Annotated in this window: 23 protein-coding genes; 11 read left to right on the plus strand and 12 right to left on the minus strand. The window is 50.7% G+C overall.

Annotated elements, in window-relative coordinates; all coding sequences use genetic code 11:
- Positions 1-271: 271 nt before the first annotated feature.
- A complete protein-coding gene (locus tag CUS_RS01175) occupies positions 272-994 on the plus strand; it encodes a hypothetical protein (RefSeq protein WP_002847088.1) in 723 nt (240 codons plus the stop codon).
- A 210-nt stretch (positions 995-1,204) separates the two neighbouring features.
- On the opposite strand, the gene CUS_RS01180 is transcribed toward CUS_RS01175, so the two are convergent.
- On the minus strand, positions 1,205-1,726 hold the full coding sequence (locus tag CUS_RS01180; RefSeq protein ID WP_157769479.1) for a hypothetical protein: 522 nt from the start codon (positions 1,724-1,726) through the stop codon (positions 1,205-1,207).
- Positions 1,727-1,757: 31 nt separating this feature from the next.
- Positions 1,758-2,534 (minus strand): phosphoribosylformimino-5-aminoimidazole carboxamide ribotide isomerase, encoded by a 777-nt coding sequence (gene hisA, locus CUS_RS01185; RefSeq protein WP_002847066.1) that lies wholly within the window; start codon positions 2,532-2,534, stop codon positions 1,758-1,760.
- A gap of 374 nt (positions 2,535-2,908) precedes the next feature.
- Between hisA and CUS_RS01190 the strand changes: the two genes are divergently transcribed.
- The 4 genes from CUS_RS01190 to CUS_RS01205 all read left to right on the plus strand — a co-directional run bounded on the left by CUS_RS01190 (position 2,909) and on the right by CUS_RS01205 (position 6,520).
- Positions 2,909-3,340: an acyl-CoA thioesterase gene (locus CUS_RS01190; RefSeq protein ID WP_002846960.1), complete on the plus strand. Its 432-nt coding sequence runs from the start codon at positions 2,909-2,911 to the stop codon at positions 3,338-3,340.
- Entirely contained in the window at positions 3,337-4,680 is a 1,344-nt protein-coding gene (locus tag CUS_RS01195; RefSeq protein ID WP_002846963.1) for a GH25 family lysozyme, read from the plus strand. The genes CUS_RS01190 and CUS_RS01195 overlap by 4 nt, the downstream gene beginning before the upstream one ends.
- The gene (locus CUS_RS01200) at positions 4,677-5,648 is read left to right on the plus strand and encodes a biotin--[acetyl-CoA-carboxylase] ligase (protein WP_002847052.1); all 972 of its coding nucleotides are present in this window, start codon (positions 4,677-4,679) and stop codon (positions 5,646-5,648) included. Before CUS_RS01195 ends, CUS_RS01200 begins: the two co-directional genes overlap by 4 nt.
- A gap of 296 nt (positions 5,649-5,944) precedes the next feature.
- The gene (locus tag CUS_RS01205) at positions 5,945-6,520 is read left to right on the plus strand and encodes a hypothetical protein (RefSeq protein WP_002847049.1); all 576 of its coding nucleotides are present in this window, start codon (positions 5,945-5,947) and stop codon (positions 6,518-6,520) included.
- Positions 6,521-6,733: 213 nt separating this feature from the next.
- Here CUS_RS01205 and ispF read toward each other — a convergent pair whose 3' ends face one another.
- From ispF to CUS_RS01245, 8 genes are all read right to left on the minus strand, one after another.
- Complete coding sequence (gene ispF / locus CUS_RS01210) at positions 6,734-7,207, minus strand: 2-C-methyl-D-erythritol 2,4-cyclodiphosphate synthase (protein ID WP_002847004.1); 474 nt, start codon at positions 7,205-7,207, stop codon at positions 6,734-6,736.
- Positions 7,208-7,210: 3 nt separating this feature from the next.
- Positions 7,211-8,323, minus strand: coding sequence for a bifunctional chorismate mutase/prephenate dehydratase (locus CUS_RS01215; protein WP_002847115.1), 1,113 nt, complete (start codon positions 8,321-8,323; stop codon positions 7,211-7,213).
- A 290-nt stretch (positions 8,324-8,613) separates the two neighbouring features.
- Entirely contained in the window at positions 8,614-9,288 is a 675-nt protein-coding gene (locus tag CUS_RS01220) for a DNA alkylation repair protein (RefSeq protein ID WP_002846982.1), read from the minus strand.
- A gap of 160 nt (positions 9,289-9,448) precedes the next feature.
- Complete coding sequence (locus CUS_RS01225; protein ID WP_002847101.1) at positions 9,449-10,471, minus strand: leucine-rich repeat domain-containing protein; 1,023 nt, start codon at positions 10,469-10,471, stop codon at positions 9,449-9,451.
- Between the two features lies 1 nt (position 10,472).
- Complete coding sequence (locus CUS_RS01230) at positions 10,473-10,955, minus strand: hypothetical protein (RefSeq protein ID WP_002846947.1); 483 nt, start codon at positions 10,953-10,955, stop codon at positions 10,473-10,475.
- Positions 10,956-10,966: 11 nt separating this feature from the next.
- Positions 10,967-11,911 (minus strand): uridine kinase family protein, encoded by a 945-nt coding sequence (locus CUS_RS01235; RefSeq protein WP_002847044.1) that lies wholly within the window; start codon positions 11,909-11,911, stop codon positions 10,967-10,969.
- Between the two features lie 17 nt (positions 11,912-11,928).
- Complete coding sequence (locus CUS_RS01240; RefSeq protein ID WP_002847046.1) at positions 11,929-12,198, minus strand: acylphosphatase; 270 nt, start codon at positions 12,196-12,198, stop codon at positions 11,929-11,931.
- Between the two features lie 209 nt (positions 12,199-12,407).
- Positions 12,408-13,373, minus strand: coding sequence for an RluA family pseudouridine synthase (locus CUS_RS01245; protein ID WP_002847131.1), 966 nt, complete (start codon positions 13,371-13,373; stop codon positions 12,408-12,410).
- Between the two features lie 338 nt (positions 13,374-13,711).
- Here CUS_RS01245 and metF point away from each other — a divergent pair, with 338 nt between their 5' ends.
- Positions 13,712-14,569 (plus strand): methylenetetrahydrofolate reductase [NAD(P)H], encoded by an 858-nt coding sequence (metF, locus tag CUS_RS01250; protein ID WP_002846996.1) that lies wholly within the window; start codon positions 13,712-13,714, stop codon positions 14,567-14,569.
- 99 nt (positions 14,570-14,668) lie between these two features.
- Here metF and CUS_RS01255 read toward each other — a convergent pair whose 3' ends face one another.
- Positions 14,669-15,532 (minus strand): hypothetical protein, encoded by an 864-nt coding sequence (locus CUS_RS01255; RefSeq protein ID WP_002847010.1) that lies wholly within the window; start codon positions 15,530-15,532, stop codon positions 14,669-14,671.
- 491 nt (positions 15,533-16,023) lie between these two features.
- On the opposite strand from CUS_RS01255, the gene fucO reads away from it, so the two are divergent.
- The 5 genes from fucO (at position 16,024) to CUS_RS01280 (ending at position 24,811) form a co-directional block, all read left to right on the plus strand.
- A complete protein-coding gene (gene fucO / locus CUS_RS01260) occupies positions 16,024-17,172 on the plus strand; it encodes a lactaldehyde reductase (RefSeq protein ID WP_002847032.1) in 1,149 nt (382 codons plus the stop codon).
- Between the two features lie 316 nt (positions 17,173-17,488).
- On the plus strand, positions 17,489-20,950 hold the full coding sequence (locus CUS_RS01265) for a glycoside hydrolase family 2 TIM barrel-domain containing protein (RefSeq protein ID WP_002846977.1): 3,462 nt from the start codon (positions 17,489-17,491) through the stop codon (positions 20,948-20,950).
- A gap of 43 nt (positions 20,951-20,993) precedes the next feature.
- Positions 20,994-22,001, plus strand: a complete 1,008-nt coding sequence (locus tag CUS_RS01270) for a hypothetical protein (protein WP_002847048.1) — start codon at positions 20,994-20,996, stop codon at positions 21,999-22,001.
- A 359-nt stretch (positions 22,002-22,360) separates the two neighbouring features.
- Complete coding sequence (locus CUS_RS01275; RefSeq protein WP_002846988.1) at positions 22,361-23,992, plus strand: TerD family protein; 1,632 nt, start codon at positions 22,361-22,363, stop codon at positions 23,990-23,992.
- 75 nt (positions 23,993-24,067) lie between these two features.
- The gene (locus tag CUS_RS01280; protein ID WP_002847006.1) at positions 24,068-24,811 is read left to right on the plus strand and encodes an AIM24 family protein; all 744 of its coding nucleotides are present in this window, start codon (positions 24,068-24,070) and stop codon (positions 24,809-24,811) included.
- A 116-nt stretch (positions 24,812-24,927) separates the two neighbouring features.
- On the opposite strand, the gene CUS_RS01285 is transcribed toward CUS_RS01280, so the two are convergent.
- A complete protein-coding gene (locus CUS_RS01285; protein WP_431767926.1) occupies positions 24,928-26,442 on the minus strand; it encodes a SpaA isopeptide-forming pilin-related protein in 1,515 nt (504 codons plus the stop codon).
- Positions 26,443-26,444: the final 2 nt, after the last annotated feature.

A 26,444-nucleotide genomic window follows, 5' to 3' on the forward strand; every position in this document is an offset into this window, starting at 1 on the left:
GCATTTTTTATTATGACTATCCCTTTAGCACACCAACTAAAAATGCGGTAAACAAAAGGATAATTCTGCGGAGTAAATATCACCTTTCAGTGAACCAATATCGCATCGCTCATTTGTATCCGTTCTTTCGGTCATTGATCCGAAATTGCATTTCACGCATACCTGATCGCAGCTTACGCATATTCCTGTTGACATTTGATTATATCTACTGTATAATACAGACATACCGAATAGATGTACTGAAAAAAATCATCAATGGAGGAGATACAAAATGAAACAGTTAAACCAAGGACTTACCGCAGAAAGAAAAAAGCAGCTTGACCATGATATTATTGCGATAGGTATTATAACATGTATAGTGCTTACACTTATTTTGGCGGTATTCGGCAAACAGTTCAACGGCTTTATTTACGACAGGACAAGTCCCGTACTACCGAGAGTTGCTCTTGCAGCTGTGTGCGGACAGTTCGCACTTGCAGGACTCGGCATTACCGCAGTCTGCATATACAGAAAAGAGAAGTTCACAAATTTCGGGCTTACAAAAAAGAATCTCGTCCCGGCGTTGCTTTTAAGCCTTGCCTGCTGTGTACCCGACTTCATCTATAATCTTGTAATGGGCAATGTTCATCCCTGGTGTCCGTTCATAGACGTATTCACCACAAAGGAACTGCTTTCATCATCATTACCCGTAAAGGCGTTGGGATTTGAACTTACAGCAATAGCGTGGGGATTTTTTGAGGGATTCAACTATGTTGTGATAAGAGATAAGCTGAGTGAGCGTTATCATTCCGATCACAGATTCTGGGATACGGGAGCATTTGTCTGCGCTGTTATGTGCATACTTATACACGGTGTTATAGGAGTTACTCCCGACGCATTTATGAATATGCTCGTGACTATGTTTCTTATTTATGGTATGCTGATCGTAAGAAAAGAAACCGGAAATGCGTGGGGCTGTGTGCTGATATTCTTCGTGTACTGGAACGCTCTGTGATCCCCGGAGGGAACGGTGTAAATGCGATTATGACTATCCCTTTAGCACACCACTGCAAAATACCTTTATCAATGAGGAAAATCTGAGTTGATGTTATCTTTCCCCCGCCGCAGGCGGGGGAAAAATATACAACAAGAACCTTAAGTTCTGTATAGCCGCTGTTTTTGTGGTGTGTCAGCGGGATAACCACATTTTTTATTCAGCCGATGGTCACATGTGGGCTGAAATATGTTCGTATGAGGGGAACATGCTTTCCAGTATCAGCACGACAGCGATTATCACGGCGGCAAAAAACGATGTGACGATCAGCTGAGATCGCTTTGCTGTTTGTTGTTTTTCTCTATCTGTGACCAGCGCTATGACAGCGGCTATCAGGCAATTGACGGAAAGTATCACTATAAGGAAAAAACCTGTAAAATTACCGCCTGCCGTTTCTCTGCCGTAATTGGGGAAGATCAGGTTCAGTGCCCTGACAGAGTAATCTGCTGAAATAAAATATTGCAGTACAAGGCGCGAGATGGGTATGGAAAGCCCCCATTTCACCAGCCATTCTATTTTGTCATCACTTATCAGCGCAAGACCGTACAGCGCTGATATAAACAATATATAGATAAATGCGGCGGCAAGACCGAACGCATCGGTGATTATTTTGCTGAGAAAAACAGAAGATACATAGAATACCGATATTTCAGCCGCAAGAAGAACATCTTTTGCTATTTTCTTTCCGCTCATATCTGTCCGCTCCGTGATCCTGCCCGCAGGCTCATTTTTTTCCAAAATCGCAGACTTCCTCAAAGCGCATGTGACCGCCGAATATATCCAGCGCACTGCCGATGGTGAAATCTACTTTGCCGCGCCCCAGTTCTTTGAGTTTGGCGAGGTCATCAAAGGACGCTATGCCGCCCGCATATGTGGCAGGCATGCCGTCGATACCGCCCAGCATGGCGGCGACTTCTTCTTCTATGCCGTGAGCCTTGCCCTCCACATCGACTGCGTGTATCAGGAATTCGTCACAGCTGTCGCGCAGGCGTTCTATGGTTTCACGGCAGAGTTTTGTATCGGTGAACTTCTGCCAGCGGTCGGTGACGATATAGTAGCCGTCCCCGCGCCTGCGGCAGGAGAGGTCGAGAACAAGGCGTTCCTTGCCGACTGCGCGTTTCATAAGTGACAGGTTGTGTTCATCTATCTCGCCGTTGCGGAAAACAAAGCTGGTCACTATGACATGGCTCGCGCCCTTGTCAAGGAAATTTTTGGCATTCTCGTTATTGATGCCGCCGCCTATCTGCAAGCCGCCCTCAAAAGCGGCGAGGGCTTTGTGCGCCTGTTCGACATCTGCATTATAGTACTGACTTCCTGCGGGGTTGAGGATAATGATATGTCCCCCCGTAAGCCCGCGCTTTTTATAGAGTTCGCCGTAATAGCCGCCGTCCTGCTGTGAAACGAAGTTATCCTCAGCCATATCGCCCTTATCCGAAAGGCTCCCGCCGACTATCTGCTTGACCGAGCCGTTGTGTATATCTATACATGGTCTGAATTTCATACTGTACCTCCAACTATGATATGCTGAAATGATTATACCACAGCGGTAGAGGGTTTGTCAATCGGGGGGCGCGAGCGACAGTGTCGGCATGACCCCTGCTGCAATGGTTTGCCATTCTTATCCTTTGGACTGCTGACCGAACGGCAGGAGTCACGCCGACACTGTCGCGTGTGCCCCCGCCATACACTATTGACTTGCTTATCATCGGGAGCGATGGACGAACGGCGGGAGTCACGCCGACACTGTCGCGTGTGCCCCTGCCAATAATTATGAATTGTGAATTATGAATTATGAATTGTTTTGCTCGGCTTGCAAATTAAGCCCAAATATGTTACAATATAAATAGTATATCTATCGAAAGAAGGAACCAAAAAATGAATGAATATAAACCCTATCGCCGTAAGGCTTATTATTATGAAACCGATCGTATGGATATCGTCCATCACTCAAATTATGTCCGCTGGCTCGAAGAAGCCCGCGTCGATATGATGGAACAGCTTGGCTGTCCGTTCGATTTCACCGAGAAACATGGCATTGTGTCCCCTGTTCTGAGCGTGTCCTGCGAATATAAATACCCCGTCCGCTTCGGTGATGAGTTTGAGGTCAACTGCCATCTTCTGAGTTTCAACGGCTGTAAGTTTGAACTGGAATATGAGGTCACTAACCTGACGACAGGTCAGCTGTCACTTATCGCCAAAACTTCCCACTGCTTCACAGGCACCGACCTGCGCCCTATCCGCATGCAGAAGAAATTTCCGCAGCTGTACGATAACCTGCTGAAAGCACTGGAGGATAAGGGCGAATGAAAAAAGCACTGATATTCGCCGCTTCTGCCCTTATGCTGACTTCCTGCGGCAAGGAGATAGAACAGCAGTCTGCCCCCCGCGTGACAACGGTCAATACCACCACCGCCGAGCAAGATGCTGTCCCTGACGAAATGACCCCCGCCGAAACCGAAGAATCCCCCGCTGTCACCACGACCGCCACAACAAAAAAGGAAGAACCTTCAAAAGCTGAAACTACCGCAAAAGCCCCCAAAAAAGCAGAGCCCGCCCCCATCAGCGCGGTCTGCATGGATACGGTCGAGGTATACCATAAGGTAAAACTCAGCGAGTTTGTGACGGAAAGCAGTGCAGTCCTTGCCAACGGCGATGACATACTTGATACCGAAACTCTCGGTGAACACGAAGTTACATTGAAGTTTGAGCAGGACGGCGCTTCTGTCGAGAAAAAGGTGACCTATACCGTCATCGACAGCACTGCCCCCGTCATACTTCTGGGCGATACCATGAGCGTTTCAGTCGGTGAATGGTTCGACCCCGCCGACTATATCAGCTACGCCGACAACTTCGACCGCGCCCCGTCTTTTGACTGGTCGGGCACAGTCGATACCTCAGCGGCAGGCGTTTACCCCATAACCGTCTATATCTCCGACCATAACGGAAATACTCTGACACAGGATATCGATGTCACCGTTTCCGACTACGTTACCGACCCATACTATGATGACAGCGTGATATATTTCAGCGACTTCAGACAGCAGTACGCCGCCGATGGCAGAGAATTCGGCATAGATGTTTCAAGGTGGCAGGGCAGTATAGATTTTGACGCTGTCGCATCTGAGGGCTGTTCATTTGCCATCGTGCGCATGGGCTACGGCGAATTTGGCGGCGCTGACCTCGATGCTTATTACTATGACAACATAGCAGGCGCTAAAAACGCAGGTCTTAAAGTCGGCGTGTATTTCTATTCCACCGACACCACCACCGAAGGCGCAAGGGCAACAGCCCGCCGCATGGTCGAAGTGCTGGGCGGTCAGTCCCTTGATATGCCCATCGCCTTTGACTGGGAGGAATTTCAGCATTTCCAGAACTACGGCATCAGCCTGCACGACCTCAGCGAGGTGTTTGAAGCCTTCGCTGATGAACTCAGACAGAACGGCTATGATACCATGCTTTACAGCAGTAAGAATTTTATGGAACGCTTCTGGGAAAACAAGAACGACCACCCCGTATGGGTGGCACAGTATTATGACGAACTGACCTACAGCGGCGACTGGTACATCTGGCAGAGGTGCGGCACAGGCCGCATCTCAGGCATAGACGGCGCTGTTGACCTGAATGTTATGCAGGAGGTAGCAAGATGACTGTAAAGGACGAACTTATACGGCTTTTTGAGCGCAACAGAGGTACATTCCTTTCGGGTGCCGATATTGCCGACAAGCTGGGCTGTACTCGCGGCGCTGTCTGGAAAGCGGTCAAAAGCCTGCAAACTGAGGGCTATAATATAAGCGCAGTCACCAATCGCGGCTACTGCCTTGACGGTGCAGATGTGCTTTCGGCGGCGGGTATCGAGAAATATCTCACCCCCGAATGCGGCGCAAAACTGACCGTCTATAAGGAAACCGACTCTACCAACACCCGCCTGCGCGAACTGGCGGCAAACGGTGCGGCTGAGGGTACAACAGTCGTTGCAGGCATGCAGACCAACGGCAGGGGCAGGCTGGGCAGAAGTTTTTTCTCGCCCTCTGATACAGGGCTGTATCTCAGCATACTGCTAAGACCCGAAATGACCGCCGCTGACGCAGTGCGCATCACCACCGCCGCCGCAGTCGCAGTAGCCGAAGCCGCCGAAGAAGTCAGCGGCAGACAGGCTGATATAAAGTGGGTCAACGATGTCTATATGGATTCCCGCAAGATATGCGGCATACTCACCGAAGCCTCTTTCAGCCTTGAAAGCGGCGGACTTGACTACGCAGTCTGCGGCATCGGCATAAACGTGTATGAGCCCGAAGGCGGCTTCCCCGAAGAGATACGCGATATCGCGGGCGCAGTCCTCACCGCCCGCGTTGAAGATGCCCGCAACCGCATGGCGGGGCTGGTCATATCAAAATTCCTGCGCTACTACCGCGAACTTTCAGAGGACACTTTCCTTGAAGGCTACCGCTCACGCCTTATCTGGCGCGGCGAAGAGATAAACCTCATACGCGGCAGTGAGATCACTCCCGCAAAGCTGATAGATGTTGACGAACGCTGCCGCCTGCTGGTCGAACGGCATGACGGCACCCGCGACTGCATTTCCAGCGGCGAGATAAGCATTCGCCGCAGAGAATAACCATACCTATAGCGATCCGCCTTATAATTCAGACAAAATCCAGTCACAAAACCCATAGATCCCAGCTTTTGCGACTGGATTTTGTGAATTTAAAATGTGGTTATCCCGCTGACACACCACAAAAACAGCGGCTATACAGAACTTAAGGTTTTTGGCGTATGGCGCTCAATTATCCTTTTGTTCACCGCTTTTTTAGTTGGTGTGCTAAAGGGATAGTCATAATTTAAAAAGTTGGATCGCTATAAAAGTAATGAACACTCTGCCCCACGCATAAAATGTATGCAGGGGGTATTATTATGTTCCGTGTATATATCAGGCGGGTGCGGCTGGGCGTGAGTTTCAGCTTCCCCGCAGTCATAGCCCTTGTTTTGCTGACAGGCGGTGCAGATACGAACGAACTGCTGACCGCTCTTGTCTGCTGTGCTCTGCACGAATGCGGGCATCTGTTTTTCATGCTTGTCTTCCGCCGCCGCCCCGAAGCTGTCACCCTCTACGGCGGCGGGATAAAAATAACTCCCCCGCGCGGCAGGATAGACAGCCTCCCACGCGACATAGCTGTGCTTGCAGGCGGCTGTCTGGTCAATTTCCTGCTGGCGGCGGCAGGTGCGTTATTCGGCGCAGGCGATTTTTTCATCGCCGCAAACCTGCTTCTCGCCCTCTTCAACCTCCTGCCATTTGATTACTTTGACGGCGGACGTATACTGGCACTCCTCCTTGACGGCAAAGACCTCCGACCATTCCGCGCCGCCGTCATTCTGCTGACCGCCTGCCTTATCGCCGCTATGACACTGCGCGGCACAGTCAGCCCCAGTCTGCCCGTGACTTTCCTCTTCGTTGCCGCCGCAGAACTCTTCGATAACGCCAAAGACTGAAAAAGGCACTCCCGCCCGCAAGCGGAGTGCCTTGAATTTATTTATGTGGTTATCCCGCTGACACACCAAAATAAACGATGTTATATTGGGAACTGAATATAGTTGGCGGTTATCTTTCCCCCGCCGTAGGCGGGGGGAAAGATAATATCAACACTGTGGTGTTGTATTAAAAGGATAACCATAATTTTATCTGCCGCGCCTTATATCATCACGTCAGACCTGTTCCAGCAGTACCACAGCCGTTGCCGAGATGCCCAGCCCTTCACCCGTGAAGCCCAGCCTTTCTTCGGTCGTGGCTTTCACCGATATCTGCCCGATGTCACAGCCGATAGTTTCCGCGATGTTCTTTCGCATCTCCAGAATGTACGGCGCTAATTTCGGGCTCTGACAGCAGATGGTCATGTCCGCATTTGAGAACACATAGTCGCTCTCATCTATCATCTCGCTGACCCTGTCCAGCAGTTTAAGACTGTCCGCACCCTTGTATTCAGGGTCGCTGTCAGGGAAATGCTTACCGATATCGCCCAGCGCCAGCGCACCCAGCATCGCGTCCATAAGCGCATGTACCAGCACATCAGCGTCCGAATGTCCGTCAAGCCCCTTTTCATAGGGTATCTCCACACCGCCGAGTATCAGCTTCCTGCCCTCGACCAGCCTGTGTACATCGTAACCGTGACCTATCCGCATATTTCAGACCTCCTCGTAGTTTCCTAAAAATTTGAAATAACTCAATTCCTGTTCAAGTTCACTGAGCAGTTTTGCCACCTCAGGGGTGTCTATCGCACCGTGAAAATCCAGATAGAACACAACATCAAAGTCGGTGTTCGCTATGGGCATACTCTCTATCATCGAAAGGTTCAGCCCAGCCACCGAGAACTTTGTCAGCAGTCTGTACAGCGATGATGACTGGTGCGGCAGTGCCAGACAAACCGATATTGTGTTGGCATTTTCGGATTTCAGCGTTTCTTTCGATATCAGTATGAACTTTGTGTAGTTATCAGTTGCATTCTGTATGTTCTTTCGCAGTATATCCAGCCCGAACTGTTCCGCCGCATTCTCCGAACAGATGGCGGCATACGGCTTCTCGCTATCCTTTATGAACTTTGCCGCCAGCGATGTGTTGGCATAGCGGTGTGTCTTGAAATTATTCTCTCTTATGAAATCCGAGCACTGCTGTAACCCCTGTTCATGTGAGTATACACTTTCTATCTCATCAAACTTCACCCCGCGCTTTACCGCCAGACAGTGGGATATCCTCAGCTTCGTACCCGCGCATATCTTGAAGTCGTACTCTTTCATCAGTTCATAGGTCTGCGCCACCGAACCCGCTGTCGAATTGACTATCGGCAGTATCCCGAACTCAGCTTCGCCCTCACTTACAGCCCTGAAGATATCCTCAAAGTCCTCATGGAATATCGGCTCAAAATCATCAAACAGATTTGAGCACGCGATGTGGTTGTAAGAACCGTTGGTTCCCGGCACTGCCACCGTATGCCTGCCCTTGAGTATCAGCGGCTTATACGGCACGCTGTCAGCATTAGCAAAGAACTGCTGGTATTGCAGGCACTTGGATATGTCCATCATCGTCTGGAAATATACCCGTGTCGCCCCTTTCAGGTCATCGGGCGCATCGTTCGTCACCCTGTTGATTATCTCCTTCTCCCTGTCTTTGTGAAAAACAGGCAGGTCGTTGGCTATCTTGTATTCAGCCACCTGAAAGCAAAGCCGCATGCGCTTTGTAAAAAGTTCCTGCATCTGCTTGTCAACATCATTTATCTGAAGTCTGAGTTCGTTAAGATCCATAAATATCTCCCTAAAGCTATGATTTGCACACCCGATCAACACCACACTATAGCGATCCAACTTTTTAAATTCACAAAATCCGGTCGCAAAAGCTGGGATCTATGGGTTTTGTGACTGAATTTTAAGGCGGATTGCTATAAACAGCATTTCGGCATAGTATGCCGACCTTTTCCGTGATGTACCAAAGGGATAGCTATATTATATTTTACCACATTTCGGCAGATTTTGCAATAGCCAAAAATCAGTGGTATCTCCCAAACAAAAAAGCGCAGGGATATCCCCCCGCGCCTTTACCGCCTTAACTCTTTAAGATATCTCTTGCGCTCATCGGGTATTTTCAGACTCTCCCGCGCTTTCTGTATCGCCTTGTTGTGTACCCACTTCTCAAGCCGACTTCCCTCTATATACCCGACAGCTTCTTCGTACCTGACCGCCAGCGCCTCCGCAAAGAACCACGCCTGCATCATTCTCACATAGTATTCCTCAGACTTAACCGCCGCCGCAATTTCCAGATACCTGCCCTCAAAGCAGTCCCCCAGAAAATGAAGCATCAGCATCTCCAGCCCGAAACGTACCTTGTAACACTCCCCGCTGTCCAGCCATTCTTCTATCTTCGGCAGAAGTTCAGCCTGCCTGCCCTTGAAAGCCGCAGGTCTTAGCTGGTCACAGGTCGCCCAGTTGTTCACATATGGCAGAAATCTCTCCGTTTCAGCCAAAGCATCGTCAAACCCCTTTAGCTGACTTATCACCAGCGCATGAAGCTGATATTCGTCAAACAACTCATGGGGCAGAACAGCCGTAAACTCAGCCGCCGTCCCCTCTTTTATCAGACGCTTCGCCAGCTTCCTTATTTCGGGCGTGCGCACCCCCAGAAATTTCTCCTTTTCAAGTTCGGGTATCAGCCCCGCCTGAAAATCGCGGTACTTTTCATCTGCAAGAACCAATAATTCAGCACGTATATCCATCAAACGCCCCCGCATTCGGCAAAAGCCGCCATTTTTTCAGCCGTCAAACAGCCACACTTCCGCACAGCTATAGCAATCCAACTATTTAAATTCACAAAATCCGGTCGCAAAAGCTAGGATCTATGGATTTTGTCTGAATTTTAAGGCGGATCGCTATAGATCAGTAGTCCTTCACCAGCCCGCAGACTTCACAAGTCTTCCTGAAGACCCCCTTGAAATGCCCGCCGCAGTGTCGGCAAAGCCCCTTTTTCATCAGGTATTCTTCCAGCCACGGAGTAGTCGCGAAAACGTCCATAAAATTCACAGGCAGTTTTCCCAGATTTATCTTTCTCAGCTGACTGCACCCCGCAAATGTCCTCACACCCGCACCGTCATTCTCAAAAGTTTCTATGGAGGCAGGCACAGTTATCACCGCAAGATTGCGGCAGTCAGCAAAAGCAGATGCCCCCAGCGATATGACCGTACCGGGCAGAAGAAGTTCGCTCAGCCCGAAACAGCCCGCAAAAGCATACGCCCCGATGGTCTTCACACCCGGAGGTATGGTCAGCGCACGCAAAGCATGGCAGTTCTCAAAAGCATGGTCGCCTATCGTCTTTATGTTGCCGTTCAGACGTATCTCGGTCAGCGATACACAGCCCTTGAATATGTCGTTTGAAAGTTCCCTCAGACCCTTCGGCAGCTTGACCAGACCCAGTTCGGCGCACCCGCTGAATGCCCCCGCACCTATCTGGTTCACATCATCGGGTATCTTCACATTCGTCAGTTTTTTACAGCCGTTGAAAGCGTTCGAGCCTATCCGCCTCAGCGATTTCGGCAGTGCGATGCTCTCCAGTGCCGAACAGCCGAAAAATGCGCCCCACATGCCGTCACCCGAACCCTGTATCTCGGTTATGCCCTCAGGCAGTACCACACGGTGAACATTGTCGCAGTCCTTAAAAGCCTGACCGCCTATCGCCATCACGCCATCGGGAACAGTCACCACAGGTTCACTGCCGTTGTACCTTTCAAGCACCCCCGAACGTATGGTAAACGGCGGAAGGTCATTCTTAGGCATCTCATGCTCAGGGCGCATCACAGGCACAGCAAAAGCCGCACCGCAGCTCTGGCAGTAAGCCGAAGCAAGTCCGCTGTCAACGCGGTTTATATCCCCGCAGATGGGGCAGGCTACATCTATCTCGGTCATATCATCTCTCCTCCGCAAGCATTATGGGGAAGCCGTGTATATACTTTTTCACAGCATAAGGGTGTTCATCAGCATACGCGAATATCTGCGGCGCAAGTTCTTTCGCCACCGCCTGTATATCGCACAGCGGTCTTTTCTGCACCGTAGGACATACAAGCGAAAGCACTATCACCCGCGTGCCGTACAAGTCCATTATGCGAAAAGGCCATATTCGGCAGTCGAACGGTTTTTCGGTGCCCATTATACAGCCCCGCTCATGGTCGAGCATCGGGCAGTAGTACAGGTCTTCATTCGGCTCCCTGTCCATTTTCATCAGGTAGTGGTCATCAAGTTCAAGAAACTTCTGGTCGGGCTTGAACTCTTCCAATATGCGCTCATGACATTCCTGCGTTATCACAGGCGTTTCCCAGAGGTCGTAGCTGTCAAAGCAGCAGCAGTACCTGCACTTTGCACATTCTTCTCTTGAAAGCAGTTTCGTTATCATCGGTCATCGCCTCAGTCAGTGTACCTGCTTCCGCCCAGAAATTCGCGCACCAGCGAATCTTCGCCTATCAGACTTGTATCGATGGGGTCTACCTCTTCCAGCAGACGCAGTATGCTCTCATACTTGTCAAAATCCTTGTAAGTCTTGCTGACTTCTCTCATCTTATCCAGCAGAAGCCCCTTGTAAGCGGCAGGCTCATAAGCGATATAGGTGTCCAGCGAGAACTCCTTCTCCTCCTCGGCGCGGTACTTGAACGGCAGTATGTACTGCTCTTCACCACGCGAAACGTTCCTGAACATATCGAAAGTTTCCGCAGGTCCTCTTCCGCGTGAACGCTCATCGCGTATCAGTCGGCGCATCAGCCTTATCATGGAGGGGTGTACCAGCGTGCCGTCATTCAGTTCGATACGTGTTCTCACACTGACGTACATGCACCTTGCAAATTCGCCCGCACCGCCCGTAACAAGCGGGTTGAGCGCATGTATGCCCTCAAATACTATTATGTCGTCCTTGCCGCGCTTGAACAGAAAGCCGTCCGAACTTGACTGCTCGGCAAAGTTGAACTTCGGTATCATGACTTCCTCACAGCGGGATATCTTCTCCATATGCTCGTTCAGCTTGTTTATGTCTATGCGCATGGGCGACTCATAATCGGGCGTGCCGTCCTCGTTGACGATGTGCTCAAAAAAGCCCTTTGGCAGAAAGTAATCGTCCATAGAGATAGTGTGCGTGTGTATGCCCATGCCGTCCAGCATATCGTCTATTTTCAGCGCAGATGTGGTCTTGCCCGAACCCGATGGACCTGCCAGCAGTATGATGGGTCTTTCGCGGTGTTCATCAGCTATCCTTTCGGCGGCGCGGCGGAGTTTTTTCTCATACTTCGCGTTGCTCTCCTCAATGAACAGACCTTGTTCAGCTACCTTGCTGTTAAGTTTATTGATGTTAATTTTCTTCATACCGAATTTTCTCCCTTTCATCTTATATTGAATACAGCATCGCCTTTCAGCGGTATCTCGCTTATGTCCATGCTGTCTATCTCGATAAATCTGCCGCGCTTTATGGCGGCTATCATCATGTCGATATCTGCCTGCGTGCCTTCTGCCTCAGCTTCAACAGTGCCGTCGTACAGATTTCTTACCCAGCCCGTCACCCCGACGCTCTGCGCCGCGTAATAAGCCGTATACCGAAATCCCACGCCCTGCACAGTGCCGTGAAATATTATATGCTTCCTGACCTTTTCCATTGAACACGCCGCCTTTGACAGATAAGTTTTCTATATTATAACATTTTGCGCGTGATATGTCAATTCATTGAGAAATATGACCGTACATTCGGCAGAACGCTTGATAAGGCGTGGGAACGAACACCTCTCGATATGTACCTTGTTATACCTTTATTATTAGCGGTGTAAAAAAGTGAGCCTGCAAACTTTCCGCAAGCCCACTTTTTATCCTACAACTCAAAGAATTTCTCCCTGAACCAAACTTTTTTCACCTCAAAACTCTTACCATTGAGATGTTCAAGACAGCCGCTCTCGGTGGTGAACCTGAAAGTCAGCTTGTAGGCGCAGAGTGCCTGCGTCTTCACGCCGAATTCGCGGTTTATGCGGTTGATGCCGTACTTGCCGTCACCCAGCAGAGGACAGCCGATGTGCGCGAGGTGCGCCCTTATCTGGTGAGTCCTGCCTGTTACAAGGTCAACTTCCAGCAGTGCCAGCCCCGACTGCTTGTTCTCTTCAAGGACTTTATAGCGCGTTATCATCGTCTTACAGCCGTCAAAGGGCTTGTCTGCCACCTTGACGGTCTTTGTCTGCTCGTTGCGGCGGTGGTAGGCTTTCAGTTCGGCAGACTTTGCTTTCGGCACACCTACCGTCACGCAAAGATACTTCTTTTCAAGTTCGCGGTCTTTGACTTTTTGGTTGAGAATGCGCAGGCTCTCGGCATTTTTGGCGCATATCACTATGCCTGCTGTGTTGCGGTCGATGCGGTTGCACAGCGCGGGCGTGAAACTCAGTTCGCTGTCGGGATCGTACTCGCCCTTATCGTAAAGATAGTGCAGTATCCTGTCGATGAGGGTATCGCTCTCGCCGCTCTCGTCCTCATGCACCACAAGACCACAGGGCTTGTTGCAGAGGATAACATCATCGTCCTCATAGACCACTTCGATATCTTTCGGCGCATTGAGGAAACGGTGCGCCGCATCGCGCTTTTCCGGGAAAAACTCATCGTTTATATAAAGCTGAACGATGTCGCCGTCTTTAAGGCGGGTGCTTATCTCACAGCGCTTGCCGTTGAGTTTTATGCGCTTAAGTCTGATATACTTGTACAGCAGATTTTTCGGCAGTGCGGGCACAGCCTTAGTCAGGAACTTGTCCATGCGCTGGTCTGCATCGTTTTTGCTTATGGTAAATTCTCTCATGCTAACACCTTTTTCGGTCATTTTTTATGTCATCACACCGCGCTGAAAAAGTTCTCATCAGCTGAGTGATGTGATATTGTCCTGTTAATTATATCAGAAAACTCACCGACTTTCAAGGGGGGGCTTTTCATTTTGGCAAGTGAATATTCAGTGGTCATTCTTTACTGCTTTTTAAATGGTACGCAAGCGGGGAGTTCGGGGCAACTTAGATATAGTTTAAAACTATACATTATTATAACAATTTAGTACTTGACTATATCGAAAAAATGTGGTATAATTCATATCGACTTGCGGGGTATTTAGTAATATAAAGCATTGAAACGAGAGGAAGAATATATATGAAGACCTGCGATATTTTCAAGCAGAAGACCACATTGTCCTTTGAGGTGTTCCCGCCGAAGAGCGACACACCGATAGACAGCATATACTCGACCATTGACGGACTTGCGCCGCTTAAGCCCGATTTCATCAGCGTGACCTACGGTGCAGGCGGAAGCGGAAGCAACGCCACCATCGGGATATGCGAGATGATAAAGGAAAAATACGGCATTGAACCTGTGGCGCACCTTGCCTGCATAAATCTGACTAGGGAAAAGGTACTGTTTGAACTGGCGCAGATGCGTGCGGCGGGCATTGAGAACATTCTGGCGCTGAGGGGCGACATCAACCCGAACGTACCTCCCCATGAGGATTTCAGATATGCGGCTGAACTTATCGAACTTATCAAAGAAAGCGGCGATTTCAACATACTTGGTGCTTGCTACCCCGAGGGTCACCCCGAAGCACCCAACATGGTAGAGGATATCAGACACCTGAAAGAAAAGGTAGATGCGGGCTGTTCACAGCTTATCTCACAGCTTTTCTTTGACAACGAAGATTTCTACGCATTCCGTGAAAAGGCGGCTATCGCGGGCATCGATGTGCCTATCGAGGCGGGCATAATGCCTGTGACAAACCCGAAGACCATCGCGAGAATGGCGACACTCTGCCACGCAAAACTGCCGAAAAAGTTCCTGACGATAATGTCGAAATATGAGAACGACCCGATCGCGATGCGCGATGCGGGCATAGCTTATGCGGTATCGCAGATAGTTGACCTTATAGCCAACGATGTTGACGGCATACATCTTTACACGATGAACAACCCCTACATAGCCACAAAGATCTGTTCGGCTGTGCAGTCGCTATTCAAATAAGAAGCAGGAAAGGGCATCACGCGAAAAGGTGATGCCCTTTTATTCTATCTGTCACAAGAAAAACTTTCCTGACGGGACAGTAATCATCACATCAAATGGTCAATTTATAATGAGGTTACCATCTACTTCGGGGGACTGCTGTGCGCGGAAAAGTGCATCGGAGAGGTCGAACTGTCTGTCACAGAGGGTATCGCCTGTTTCCCTGTCGGTGAACTTTATGTTGAAAGTGTAGCCGCTGACATAATCAACGGTGAAATCGACTTCGCCGGCATCTTTCAGCAGTCTGCCGTCATCAAGTTCGGTATCACCCAGAACTGTGCCGACATCGACTTTCTCTACCCTGTCGCCAAATATGTACATATAGGCTACATGCGGGAATCTTTCGGAATATGCGCCGTAGGTGATGAATGACATTATCTGACCGTCATCGAGGGCAACATGAGTGCCGACACCACTCGGTTCGTCATAGAACTGACCCTCCTGCCAGCTTGCGCCGCCGTCTGCGGTGGTATATACCTTATAATACTTATGGCCTGCGCCGCCGTCGGACGGTACGACTGCGTATGCGCCGTCCTGCATAAATGCGTTTGCAAGACCCATATCGTGCAGTTCAGTGAAAGTCATGCCGCTTTCGCCAACGACAGAAGCGCCGTCGATGGTGCTGAGGTTCAGTTCGTTATTGGAAAGTTCGGGGGCGGAGCTTTCAGCCTCTTTAGCGGAAGAGGTGGTCACTTCGGGCGCTGACTCGGGCGCTTCGGTGACGGTGGTAACTTCGGGTGTTTCCTCTTCGGGGGTGGGGGTGGGTTCTTCTTCTGCGGGAGCTTCGCTCTCCTCTGCGGCGGCTGATGTTTCAGCGGCGGGAGCAGTTTCCTCTTTGGCGGCAGGTTCTTCGACCTGACCGCAGGCTGTCAGTGCCGCGCAGAGCATTGCTGTGAATATCAGCATAGATGTAAGTTTTTTCATTTTTGTTTCCTCCTGAGATATATAATTGCGTTAAATTAGGGATGATCAATTTAATATGTGGTTATCCCGCTGATACACCAAAATAAACGATGTTATATCGGGAATTGAATACAGTTGGCGGTTATCTTTCCCCCGCCTGCGGCGGGGGAAAGATAACATCACCTCAGTTTTTACTCATTGATAAAGGTATTTTGCAGTGATGTGCTAAAGGGATAGTCATATTGCGAAAAGTTCGGGATCGTCCATTTAATATTTTTACATATCTTATTGTAGCACCATTTTGTGGTCAAGTCAATGACAATTTAATGTCAATTTATACAATTTTGTATGGAAAGTTTGTGCGAAAAAATAATAGCAAATTTACATAATCTATTGAATTTTAAGTCAAAATATTGTATACTATAAATAATAGATTTGACTGTACGAAAAGCGGCGGGAAAATCTGTTTGTAACCGATGTAACAATTTGAAATCGAAAGGCGGTAAAAAATCATGGCTAACAGAATGGTACTCAACGAAACTTCGTACTTCGGCGCGGGGGCTATCAAGGAGATAGTGGGCGAACTGGACAAGCGGGGATTCAAAAAGACGCTGGTCGTTACCGACCCCGACCTGGTAAAATTCGGTGTGACGAAGAAAGTCACCGACCTGCTGGACGCGGCGGGCAAGGCATACGAAGTTTATTCGGAGGTAAAAGCCAATCCTACCATAGCAAATGTAAACAAGGGCGTTGCAACGTTCAAGGCGGCGGGCGCTGACTCCATCGTGGCGGTGGGCGGCGGTTCTGCTATGGACACGGCAAAAGCTATAGGCATAATATCCGCCAATCCCGATTTTGCAGATGTGGTATCGCTGGAGGGTGTGGCTGACACGAAAAATCCATCTGTGCCGATAATAGCTGTTCCCACAACGGCGGGCACTGCGGCTGAGGTCACGATAAACTACGTTATCACCGATGAGGAGAAGAAGCGCAAGTTTGTATGCGTTGACCCTCACGACATACCTGTTGTGGCTGTGGTAGACAGCGACATGATGTCATCTATGCCTAAAGGACTTACAGCATCTACGGGCATGGACGCGCTGACACATGCCATTGAGGGCTACACCACTCTTGCGGCGTGGGAACTGACCGATGCACTGCACCTGAAAGCCATCGAGATAATAGGGCGTTCGCTGAGGGCGGCATGTGACAACGACCCTAAGGGCAGAGAGGACATGGCGCTGGGTCAGTATGTGGCAGGCATGGGTTTCTCGAACGTGGGACTGGGCGTAGTACACGGCATGGCGCACCCTCTGGGGGCTTTTTACGACACGCCTCACGGCATTGCGAATGCGGTGCTTCTGCCATATGTGATGGAGTACAATGCTGAATGCACAGGCGACAAGTTCAAACACATAGCGGAGGCTATGGGTGTTGACACCGCAGGCATGTCGCAGGAGGAATACCGCGCGGCGGCTGTAAATGCAGTAAAACGGCTTTCAAAGGACGTTGGCATACCCGAAAAACTCCACGAGATAGGCGTTAAGGAAGAAGATCTCCCCGCGCTGGCTGAGGCGGCTATGGCAGATGTCTGCACAGGCGGCAACCCTCGCCCATGCACTGTTGAGTCGATACTTGAGATATACAAAAAGGCTTTTTAATTCATAATTCATAATTCATAATTCATAATTGTTGGCAGGCATTCGGGGTTTGAGTGTCCTGATAAGGTGGTCGTGCGGACGGAAGTAATGGGGTTCGGGCGATAACAAATAGATGGTGGTTTTCTTTCTCACTCCGCGGGAGTGGGAAAGGAAACATCACGATGAATGTTCCTGATGTATCGTCTTTTTGGGGCGGTGTATGGGAGTTTTGGATTTTGGCAGGCATTCGGGGCTTGAGTGTCTGCTGATGGGGACATTGTAAATATGATAGGGCGGAAAAGCCGATTTTTCCGCCCTTTTTTAGGGAGTGAAGGATATGAAAAAGATACTTTTCTGTGACGGCTGGGAGTTCTCGAAGAACCCTCTCGGCACTGAGTACGCTGATGCGGCGGGGTGGGCGAAAGTCGATGTGCCGCACGACTGGCTGATATACAACACACGCGGCCTCTACGAGGATTCAACGGGGTGGTACCGCAAAAAGCTGAACTATACGCCCGACGGTATGCGCCGCTCGCTGAGATTTGAAGGCGTGTATATGAATTCAAAGGTATATGTCAACGGAATGCCTGCGGGTGAATGGAAGTACGGCTACACGACCTTTGAATTTGACATCACCGACCTGCTGAAAGAGGGGGTCAACGAGGTGACTGTAAGGGTCGACCATCAGGCACCGAACTCGCGCTGGTATTCGGGCGCGGGCATTTTCCGCAAGGTGTGGCTGAACGAATATGCGCCCTGCCATATCATGGCTGACGGCGTTTACATATCTGCGGACATTGACGGCAATGTGACGATAACGGCGGAAGTGGAGCGCCCCGAAGACGAAACAGTTGACAGTCTGTCGCTGAAAGCGGTGGTATACGAAGACGGTGTCGGCGGGCGCAAGGCGCTGGCTGAAACGCTCTATTCATGCACTGCGGTGGACAGGTCTGTGATGCCGCAGACGGTGATACGCGAGGGGTGCAGGTACTCGGTGAACACGCTGAAACTGAAGATAGACTCTCCCCTGCTGTGGGATATCACCGACCCGAACTTATACCACTATGCGGTGGCGCTGTTCAAGGGGGAAGAGATGATCGACACGGCTGAGGGAAAATTCGGTTTCAGGAAAGCCGAGATGACCGTTGACAGGGGATTTTTCCTGAACGAGCGGCATGTGAAACTGCATGGCGCCTGCATGCACCACGACTTGGGTGCGCTGGGTTCGGCGGTGAACAGGTATGCTGTAAGGCGGCAGATAGAAAAGCTGAAAGAGATGGGTGTCAACGCCATACGCACCAGTCACAACCCGCCGTCGGTGGAACTGCTGGAACTGGCTGACGAGATGGGCATGATGATACTCGATGAAGCCTTTGACATGTGGGAACTCTCGAAGACCAACTATGACTACGGCAGGTTTTTCAGCGAATGGTGCGGGAAAGATGTGGCATCGTGGGTGCGCCGCGACCGCAATCACCCTTGTGTCATCGGCTGGAGCATCGGCAACGAGATATACGACACCCATGCGAGTGAGCGCGGACAGGAGATAACCTCTAAACTGCTGGCGCTCACACGGCTGCACGACCCGCGCGGCAACGGTTTTGTGACCATCGGCTCGAACTACATGGCGAGCGAGAACGCTCAGAAATGCGCGGATATACTGAAAATACCGGGCTACAACTACGCGGAGCGGCTATATGAAGAGCATCACGCCGCTCACCCCGACTGGGCGATATACGGCAGTGAAACTTCATCGGTGGTGCAGAGCAGGGGCATATATCACTTCCCGCGTGCGCAGTCGATAGTCAGTGAGGACGATGAACAGGCATCTTCCATCGGCAACAGCGCACCGGGCTGGGCGGCAAGGAGCTGGGAAGCCTGCATAATCCCCGACCGCGATGCCGAATACTGCGCGGGGCAGTTCATATGGACGGGCTTCGACTACATCGGTGAGCCGACACCTTATGCGACGAAAAACAGCTATTTCGGGCAGTATGACACGGCGGGCTTTGCTAAGGACAGCGCTTATGTTTTCCGTTCGGCGTGGACAAAGTGGAAAACTGCGCCGTTTGTACACATCTTCCCGCACTGGGACTTCAACGAGGGCGAGATGATAGATATCCGCGCGGCATCGAATGCGCCGAGAGTGGAACTTTACTTTAACGGCGAACTTATTGCCGCGCAGGACTTTGACAGGAAGACCTGCAAACAGCTGACGCTGGATGCAAGACTTCCCTACCGCAAGGGCGAACTGCTGGCGGTGGCTTATGACGACAAGGGGAATGAGCTTTGCCGCGATGTGCAGAGGAGTTTCGGTGACACGGCGCAGATAGTGCTCACGCCCGACAAGACCGAACTGAAAGCTGACGGCAGAGATATAATATTTGTGGAGATATCGGCACTGGACGAGAACGGCACGTTTGTGGCGAACGCCAATGACCGCGTGAAAGTAGAGGTCAGCGGGGCAGGCAGGCTGGTGGGTCTTGACAACGGCGACTCTACCGACTACGACCAATACAAGGGCGTTTCACGCAGGCTGTTCAGCGGAAAACTGCTGGCTATGGTGGCGGCTAAGAACGTGGGCGGCGAGATAAAAGTGCGGGTGACTTCGGCGGGTCTGCCCGATGCTGAACTTACGCTGAACGCGGTGGAGATAAGCCCTGAGGAATTTATCTCACCCGGCTATCCTTTCGGGGAAGAGTGCGAACCATGCGAGAACGACTTCGGACTGCCCGATGATGAAAAGCCGATACGCAAGATAGAACTGACGGGTGCGGAAAAGAGTTTCACGCCCGAAAGACGCGAGATAACTTTCGGGGTGAAGATACTGCCCGAAAATGCCACTCTGCGGGATATGGTATTCAGGCTGACCACTGTGACGGGCATAGACTCAAATCTCGGAAGGATAAAGTGCTTTGACGAAAACAGCGTGACGGTAGAATGCTTCGGGGACGGCGAGATGTACCTGAGAGCGCAGGCGAAAAACGGCACTGACAAGTTCCACATAATATCTTCTGTGCGGCTGACGGCTGAGGGGCTGGGCAGTGCCCACAATGACCCCTACAAGATGGTCATGGGCGGTCTGTATTCGCTGGAGAGAGGACGGGTCACACACGGCATACAGAAAGGCGTGAACCTGCGTGACGGTGCGTGGTGCGCCTTTGAGAACGTTGATTTCGGTGAGATAGGCGCTGACACTGTGACACTGCCTATATTCGCGAACTACTCGACCCCTGTGAGGATACAGCTTTGGGACGGAACGCCCGAAAACGGCGAACTTCTTGGGGATTTTGAATACTTCAAAGAACCGATATGGCTGGTATACCAGAACGAAACTTACAAGCTGGACAGGGTGCTGAGGGGGATACACACCATCGGCATAACAACAGAGTACAACCTTGATGTACAGGGCTTTGTATTTGAGCGCCGCGCTAAGGAATGGTCTGAACTGGCGGCGGCAAGTGCCGAAAACATCTACGGCGACAAGTTCAACAAAGAGGACGAAGCTGTTACGGGCATCGGCAACAATGTGAACCTGTTCTACGGCGGGTTTGATTTCAGTGAGAAAGCGCCCGAAAAGGTCATCATCAAGGGGCGCTCGAAGCTGGCTGTCAACAGCATACACCTGCTGTTCAAGAGTGAAGACGGCACTGAGAAGCGCATACTCGCGGAGTTTGAGGGTGCTGAGGACTACACTGAGAGAGGATTTGCCGTTGATGGCATAAGCGGCAGGGGTACAGTGGAATTCGTATTCCTGCCGGGAAGTGAGTTTGACTTCCGCTCTTTCAGATTTGAATAATACAGCACTTTTGGATAGTGTGCCAAAGAGAAAGGAGAAACATATGGAATACAAGAATCTGCTTGAACTGATAGCTAACAGCGTGACGGAAGAGGGTGAACTGCCGCAGGATTTCGTTCTGCCTGCCGAAGATGACTCGCCTGTGCGCTTTGCGGACGGTGCTAAGGACGGGATATCGCTTTACCACACAAGACCCTCTGAGATGAGCGATGAGGCTTACGGGCTGATGAAGGCGGGCTTTGAGGCGGGCACTGACTGGGCGGCGGCTTTTGAAGCGTTCGATGAACTGTTTAAGAAGATATCTCCCATCTCAGCCATAGACCATATACAGAACTACATATGTGAGAACGCACTTCCCGGCGACAAGGTATCGGCGCTTTCGATACAGGGCATGTTAGCGAAAAAGACAGACCGCGTAAAGCTGGGGCTGATGATACGCGAACTCTTTGGTGAACCATCTGAGGACGGCAAGGACTTTTTCAGGGTGCTGGGGCTGTGCAATGAGTTCACGATATTCTGCATATACAACATGAAGCGCTGGAAAAATGCCAACGAAGAGATATTTGAACTGGCGAAGCACACTCACGGCTGGGGGCGCGTACACGCGGTAAGGTATCTTGAAGCTGACACCGATGAGATAAGGGAGTGGCTGCTGCATGAGGGCTGCCGCAACGATGTGATGCCGCAGTATTCGGCGCTGACGGTATACCGCAAACTCGACCTGCCCGACATGTTTGACGAAGAACTGAGCGAAGATGAGTTCGATGACATATCGTTCATCATGGCAAATCTGATAGATGAAGGACCTGTGGCGGGAATTTCTGCGGTGGAGAACGCGATGGAAGTCATCGGGAGTTACCTGACGCTGGCGGAGAACCGTCCGCTGACCGCAGAGGTGTGCCACACCGTATATGGGATATTCGGCATTGAACCCTTTGCTGACAGGGCGAAAAAGATATTACAGACAGAGGAATGCCGAAATATCATCGCAGAAGAGGTGAAGAGGGGCATAAAGTCCTCGCTGGCGGAATATCTTGGGATAGAAGGATAACAGACCATCAAAGCAGACCTTTTCGGGAGAGAGGGTCTGCTTTTTGCGCACTTCACTGCGGGTCACATCATTGGCAGAAAATAGTCATGGAAATCAATTTTGATAAAATACACTTATAGCAATCCAACTATTTAAATTCACAAAATCCGGTCGCAAAAGCTCGGATCTATGGATTTTGTCTGAATTTTAAGGCGGATCGCTATAGCACCATCATTTATCATCGTTACGCTTATGCGTATCTCTGCATTTCCCGAAAATTGAATTCTGTGGAAAATAGCGCAAACATCTTTACTTTTGGGGAACAATGTGCTATAATGAATGTGTATAAATAAAACCCCGATACAAAAGGAGGCAGCATTATGGGTCTTATGGTTCCTATGATAACAAGAGGCGCACTGGGCAGGAACGACCTGCTCAACAACTACGGCACAACGAATTTCGTTCAGCCGCCTATCAATGACCTGACAAGTCTTATGATGCGAGGCAGTATGGGCGGCGGCATGATGGGCGGACTCGGCGGCGCGATGATGGGCGGCATGGCTGATCCTGTCGGCGGCATCATGGGCGCGGCGGCTAACCCTGTCGGCGCTGTGATGGGCGGCATGGGCAGTCCTGTCGGAGGAATGGGCGGCTCGATGATAAATCAGAGTTCTGTCGGCGGATTTGTCGCAGGTGCGGCTGTGGGTGCAGTGGCAATGAATGCCATGCAGAACGGCGGTCTTAACGGCGCAAACTCCATCGACCACCCGAACAGAGGAAATCAGCCGCAGAATAACTACAACAACGGCAGCGGGTACAACAATCAGCCGCAGAACAACTACAACAACGGCGGAGGGTACAACAATCAGCCGCAGAATAACTATAACAACGGCGGCGGGTACAACAATCAGCCGCAGAACAACTACAACAACGGCGGGGGGGACAACAATCAGCCGCAGAACAACTACAACAACGGCGGCGGGTACAATAATCAGCCGCAGAACAACTATAACAACGGCGGCGGGTACAATAATCAGCCGCAGAACAACTATAACAACGGCGGCGGGTACAATAATCAGCCGCAGAATAGCTACAACAACGGCAGCGGGTACAATAATCAGCCGCAGAATAACTACAACAACGGCGGCGGGTACAACAATCAGCCGCAGAACAGCTACAACAACGGCGGCGGGTACAACAATCAGCCGCAGAGAAACAGCGACCCGCTGGGAGATATTTTCAACCAGCCATCTCAGCCGCAGAGGAATGTACAGCCGAACCCCTCACAGATGGGGCAGAACGCTTTGGAGCCTGTACGCAATTCACCAAATTCGGGCAACACGAATTTCGGGGTACAGCACCCTGTCAGCACTGCGCCTGCGGCTTACGCATCAAATCCCCAGCAGGCTCAGCCTGTTGTCAGGAGAAACCGCGTAGAACCTACGGGCGACCGACTGGCTAAGGGTCAGAAATACTCAATAAAAGACCGCGATGGCAGACCTGCCACTCAGCTTAAGATATGTCTTGGCTGGGATATCAAAGACGGCAGATGTGAACTTGATGCTTCGGCTTTCATGCTGGCAGACAACGGCAAGGTAGTGGGCGATGAATGGTTCATCTTCTATGGTCAGCCTGACAGTCCCGACAACGGCGTACACTACAAGGTCTATAAAGATGACCCAAATTCCCCCGATGATGCGGCGATAGTGCTTGACCTGACCCGCGTTGACCAGAGGGTGCAGAAGATAGCCCTTGCGGTGACCATCTACGAGGCTTCACAGCATGCACTGAACTTCGGCATGGTGCAGAACCTTTATGCACGCATACTTGACAGCCGCACGAACCGTGAGATAGCATGTTTCCGCATGGACGAATGCTATTCCAGCGTTACGGCTATGGTGCTGGGCGAACTTTACCGCTACAAGGGCGAGTGGAAGTTCAACGCTGTGGGTTCGGGCGTAAATCAGGATCTCGCACAGTTCTGCGGAATGTACGGCGTGGCGCTCGAATAGAGAAAGCATATCTGACGGCATTTATATTGCTGAACGAAAGTTTTGATGCCGTTTACTATAAAGGAGATAAATACTATGGTAATGTTTGAAACTGTTAATGAGCTTTGCCTCAAAATAACCTGTCGCGGCGGCGGTGACCTGATATACACAAAAGCAGGTTCATTCATCGGCGGCGAATGCGTAGGTCAGAAGAACTATACGTTCACAAAAGTTATGCTGGGTCCGCAGGAGGGCTTCGGACAGGCTTTGCTGGGTCAGTTGGCAAGGCGTGTCACAGGCGAGAACCTGCCGCTGATGAAAGTTGAGTTCAACGGCGACAGCGTGACATATTACGCCAACGACCAGCAGCATGTGGTGGTATACAAGCTGGAACCCAACGAAACCATATCCATCGAGAGCGAGAACATACTGGCTTTCTCACGCGAATGCAAGTACGGCGTGCGTTTTCTCGGACAAGGCGTTATCTCACAGAAAGGTCTTGCGACCTCGACACTGACGGGACAGGGCAACGACTCTTACGTGGCTATACTGGTTGACGGCAACCCGCTGGTGCTTAGCAATTACCAGTCCGGCGCGACCATTGAGGCTGACCCCGATGCGACTGTCTGCTGGATAGGTTCTGACCCGACCATGCGCACAGATATCTCTTGGAGGAACTTCATCGGTCAGAGTTCGGGCGAATCCTACATGTTTGAGTGGCCTGCGCAGGCACCTGCAACGGTCATAATACAGCCTGAAGAGAGAACTTCGGGCGTTGATGTTTCGATGGACGGCAGAGCGTCAGGCTCGCGCCCCTCGACCCAGAGAAGACTTTACTGATAACATAAACGGCCCGCAGTGCTTTGCGCATTGCGGGTCATTTTTTATGGGAAGATCATCACAACATAAAAGAGCCGCCCATCGCTGAGCGGCTCTCATTATTTTCGGGTCAGTTATTACTGATCGTCATTGTTGTTCTTCTTGCGTCTTACAGCGAAGAAGCACAGACCAACTGCTGCTGCGAACTCTGCCGCATTCACCAGTACTCTTGCACCTGTGTTGGGGTTGCTTGTATTGGTGGTGGTAGAAGTTGTGGTAGTAGCCTTGCTGCTTGTCGAAGTGCTTGAAGTGCTGCTTGCAGAACTGCTTGTGCTGCTGCTTGCACTGTCATCGGTCGCGGAAGACTCATCGGTGTCAGCCTTGCTGCTGTCAGCGGTGGTGTCACCCTCAGGAACAGAGCTGTCCATGTCAGGACCGGGTCTGCTGCTGTCTTCGTTGTCCTTCTGCTCTTCGGAACTGCTGTCGTCAACGACATCAGTCTTGGAAGACTCATCACCATCGACCACAGTCTTCTTCTTAGCATCGCAAACGGTTATTTCGTCTGCTTCGTTGCCGTTTGTTACAACTACGTAACCCTCAGTGGAATCCTTATCAAAAGTATCCTTGACCAGCTTTTCGGTGGTTACGGTTACCTTGCCGTCCTCAACGGTGAACTTGATCTCGGAAGTGATTATCTCAAATTCCTCGCCTGCTTCGTTGGTCACGGTATCGCCTGTTTCGGTCAGTGTGTAGGTGCCGTCTTCAAGTTCGATTTCAAACTTCTCGCCCTTCTTGGAAGTCCAGCTTTCGCCTACGGTCTTGCCGTCAGAATCGGTCACAGTCAGGATTGCACCGTCAAGTTCTTCCTCGCCTGTGATGTCGGTCTTGTTGATGATGACCTTTGTCTTTTTCTTCTTAGCGTCGCAAACGGTGATCTCGTCTGCATCGTTGCCGTTGGCAACTACTACGTAACCCTCAGTGGAATCCTTGTCGAAATCGTCCTTGACCAGCTTTTCGGTGGTTACGGTTACCTTGCCGTCCTCAACGGTGAACTTGATCTCGGAAGTGATTATCTCAAATTCCTCGCCTGCTTCGTTGGTTACGGTATCGCCTGTTTCGGTCAGTGTGTAGGTGCCGTCTTCAAGTTCGATCTCAAACTTCTCGCCCTTCTTGGAAGTCCAGCTTTCGCCTACTGTCTTGCCGTCGGAATCGGTCACAGTCAGGATTGCACCGTCAAGTTCTTCCTCGCCTGTGATGTCGGTCTTGTTGATGATGACCTTTGTCTTTTTCTTCTTAGCGTCGCAAACGGTTATCTCATCTGCTTCGTTGCCGTTGGTAACTACTACGTAACCCTCAGTGGAATCCTTGTCAAAAGTATCCTTGACCAGCTTCTCGGTGGTTACGGTTACCTTGCCGTCCTCAACGGTGAACTTGATCTCGGAAGTGATTATCTCAAATTCCTCGCCTGCTTCGTTGGTTACGGTATCGCCTGTTTCGGTCAGTGTGTAGGTGCCGTCTTCAAGTTCGATCTCAAATTTCTCGCCCTTCTTGGAAGTCCAGCTTTCACCTACTGTCTTGCCGTCAGAATCGGTCACTGTCAGGATAGCACCGTCAAGTTCTTCCTCGCCTGTGATGTCGGTCTTGTTGATGATGA

Source organism: Hominimerdicola alba 8 (genome assembly GCF_000178155.2).
In the GTDB taxonomy this organism is placed as follows: Bacteria; Bacillota; Clostridia; order Oscillospirales; family Ruminococcaceae; genus Hominimerdicola; species Hominimerdicola alba_C.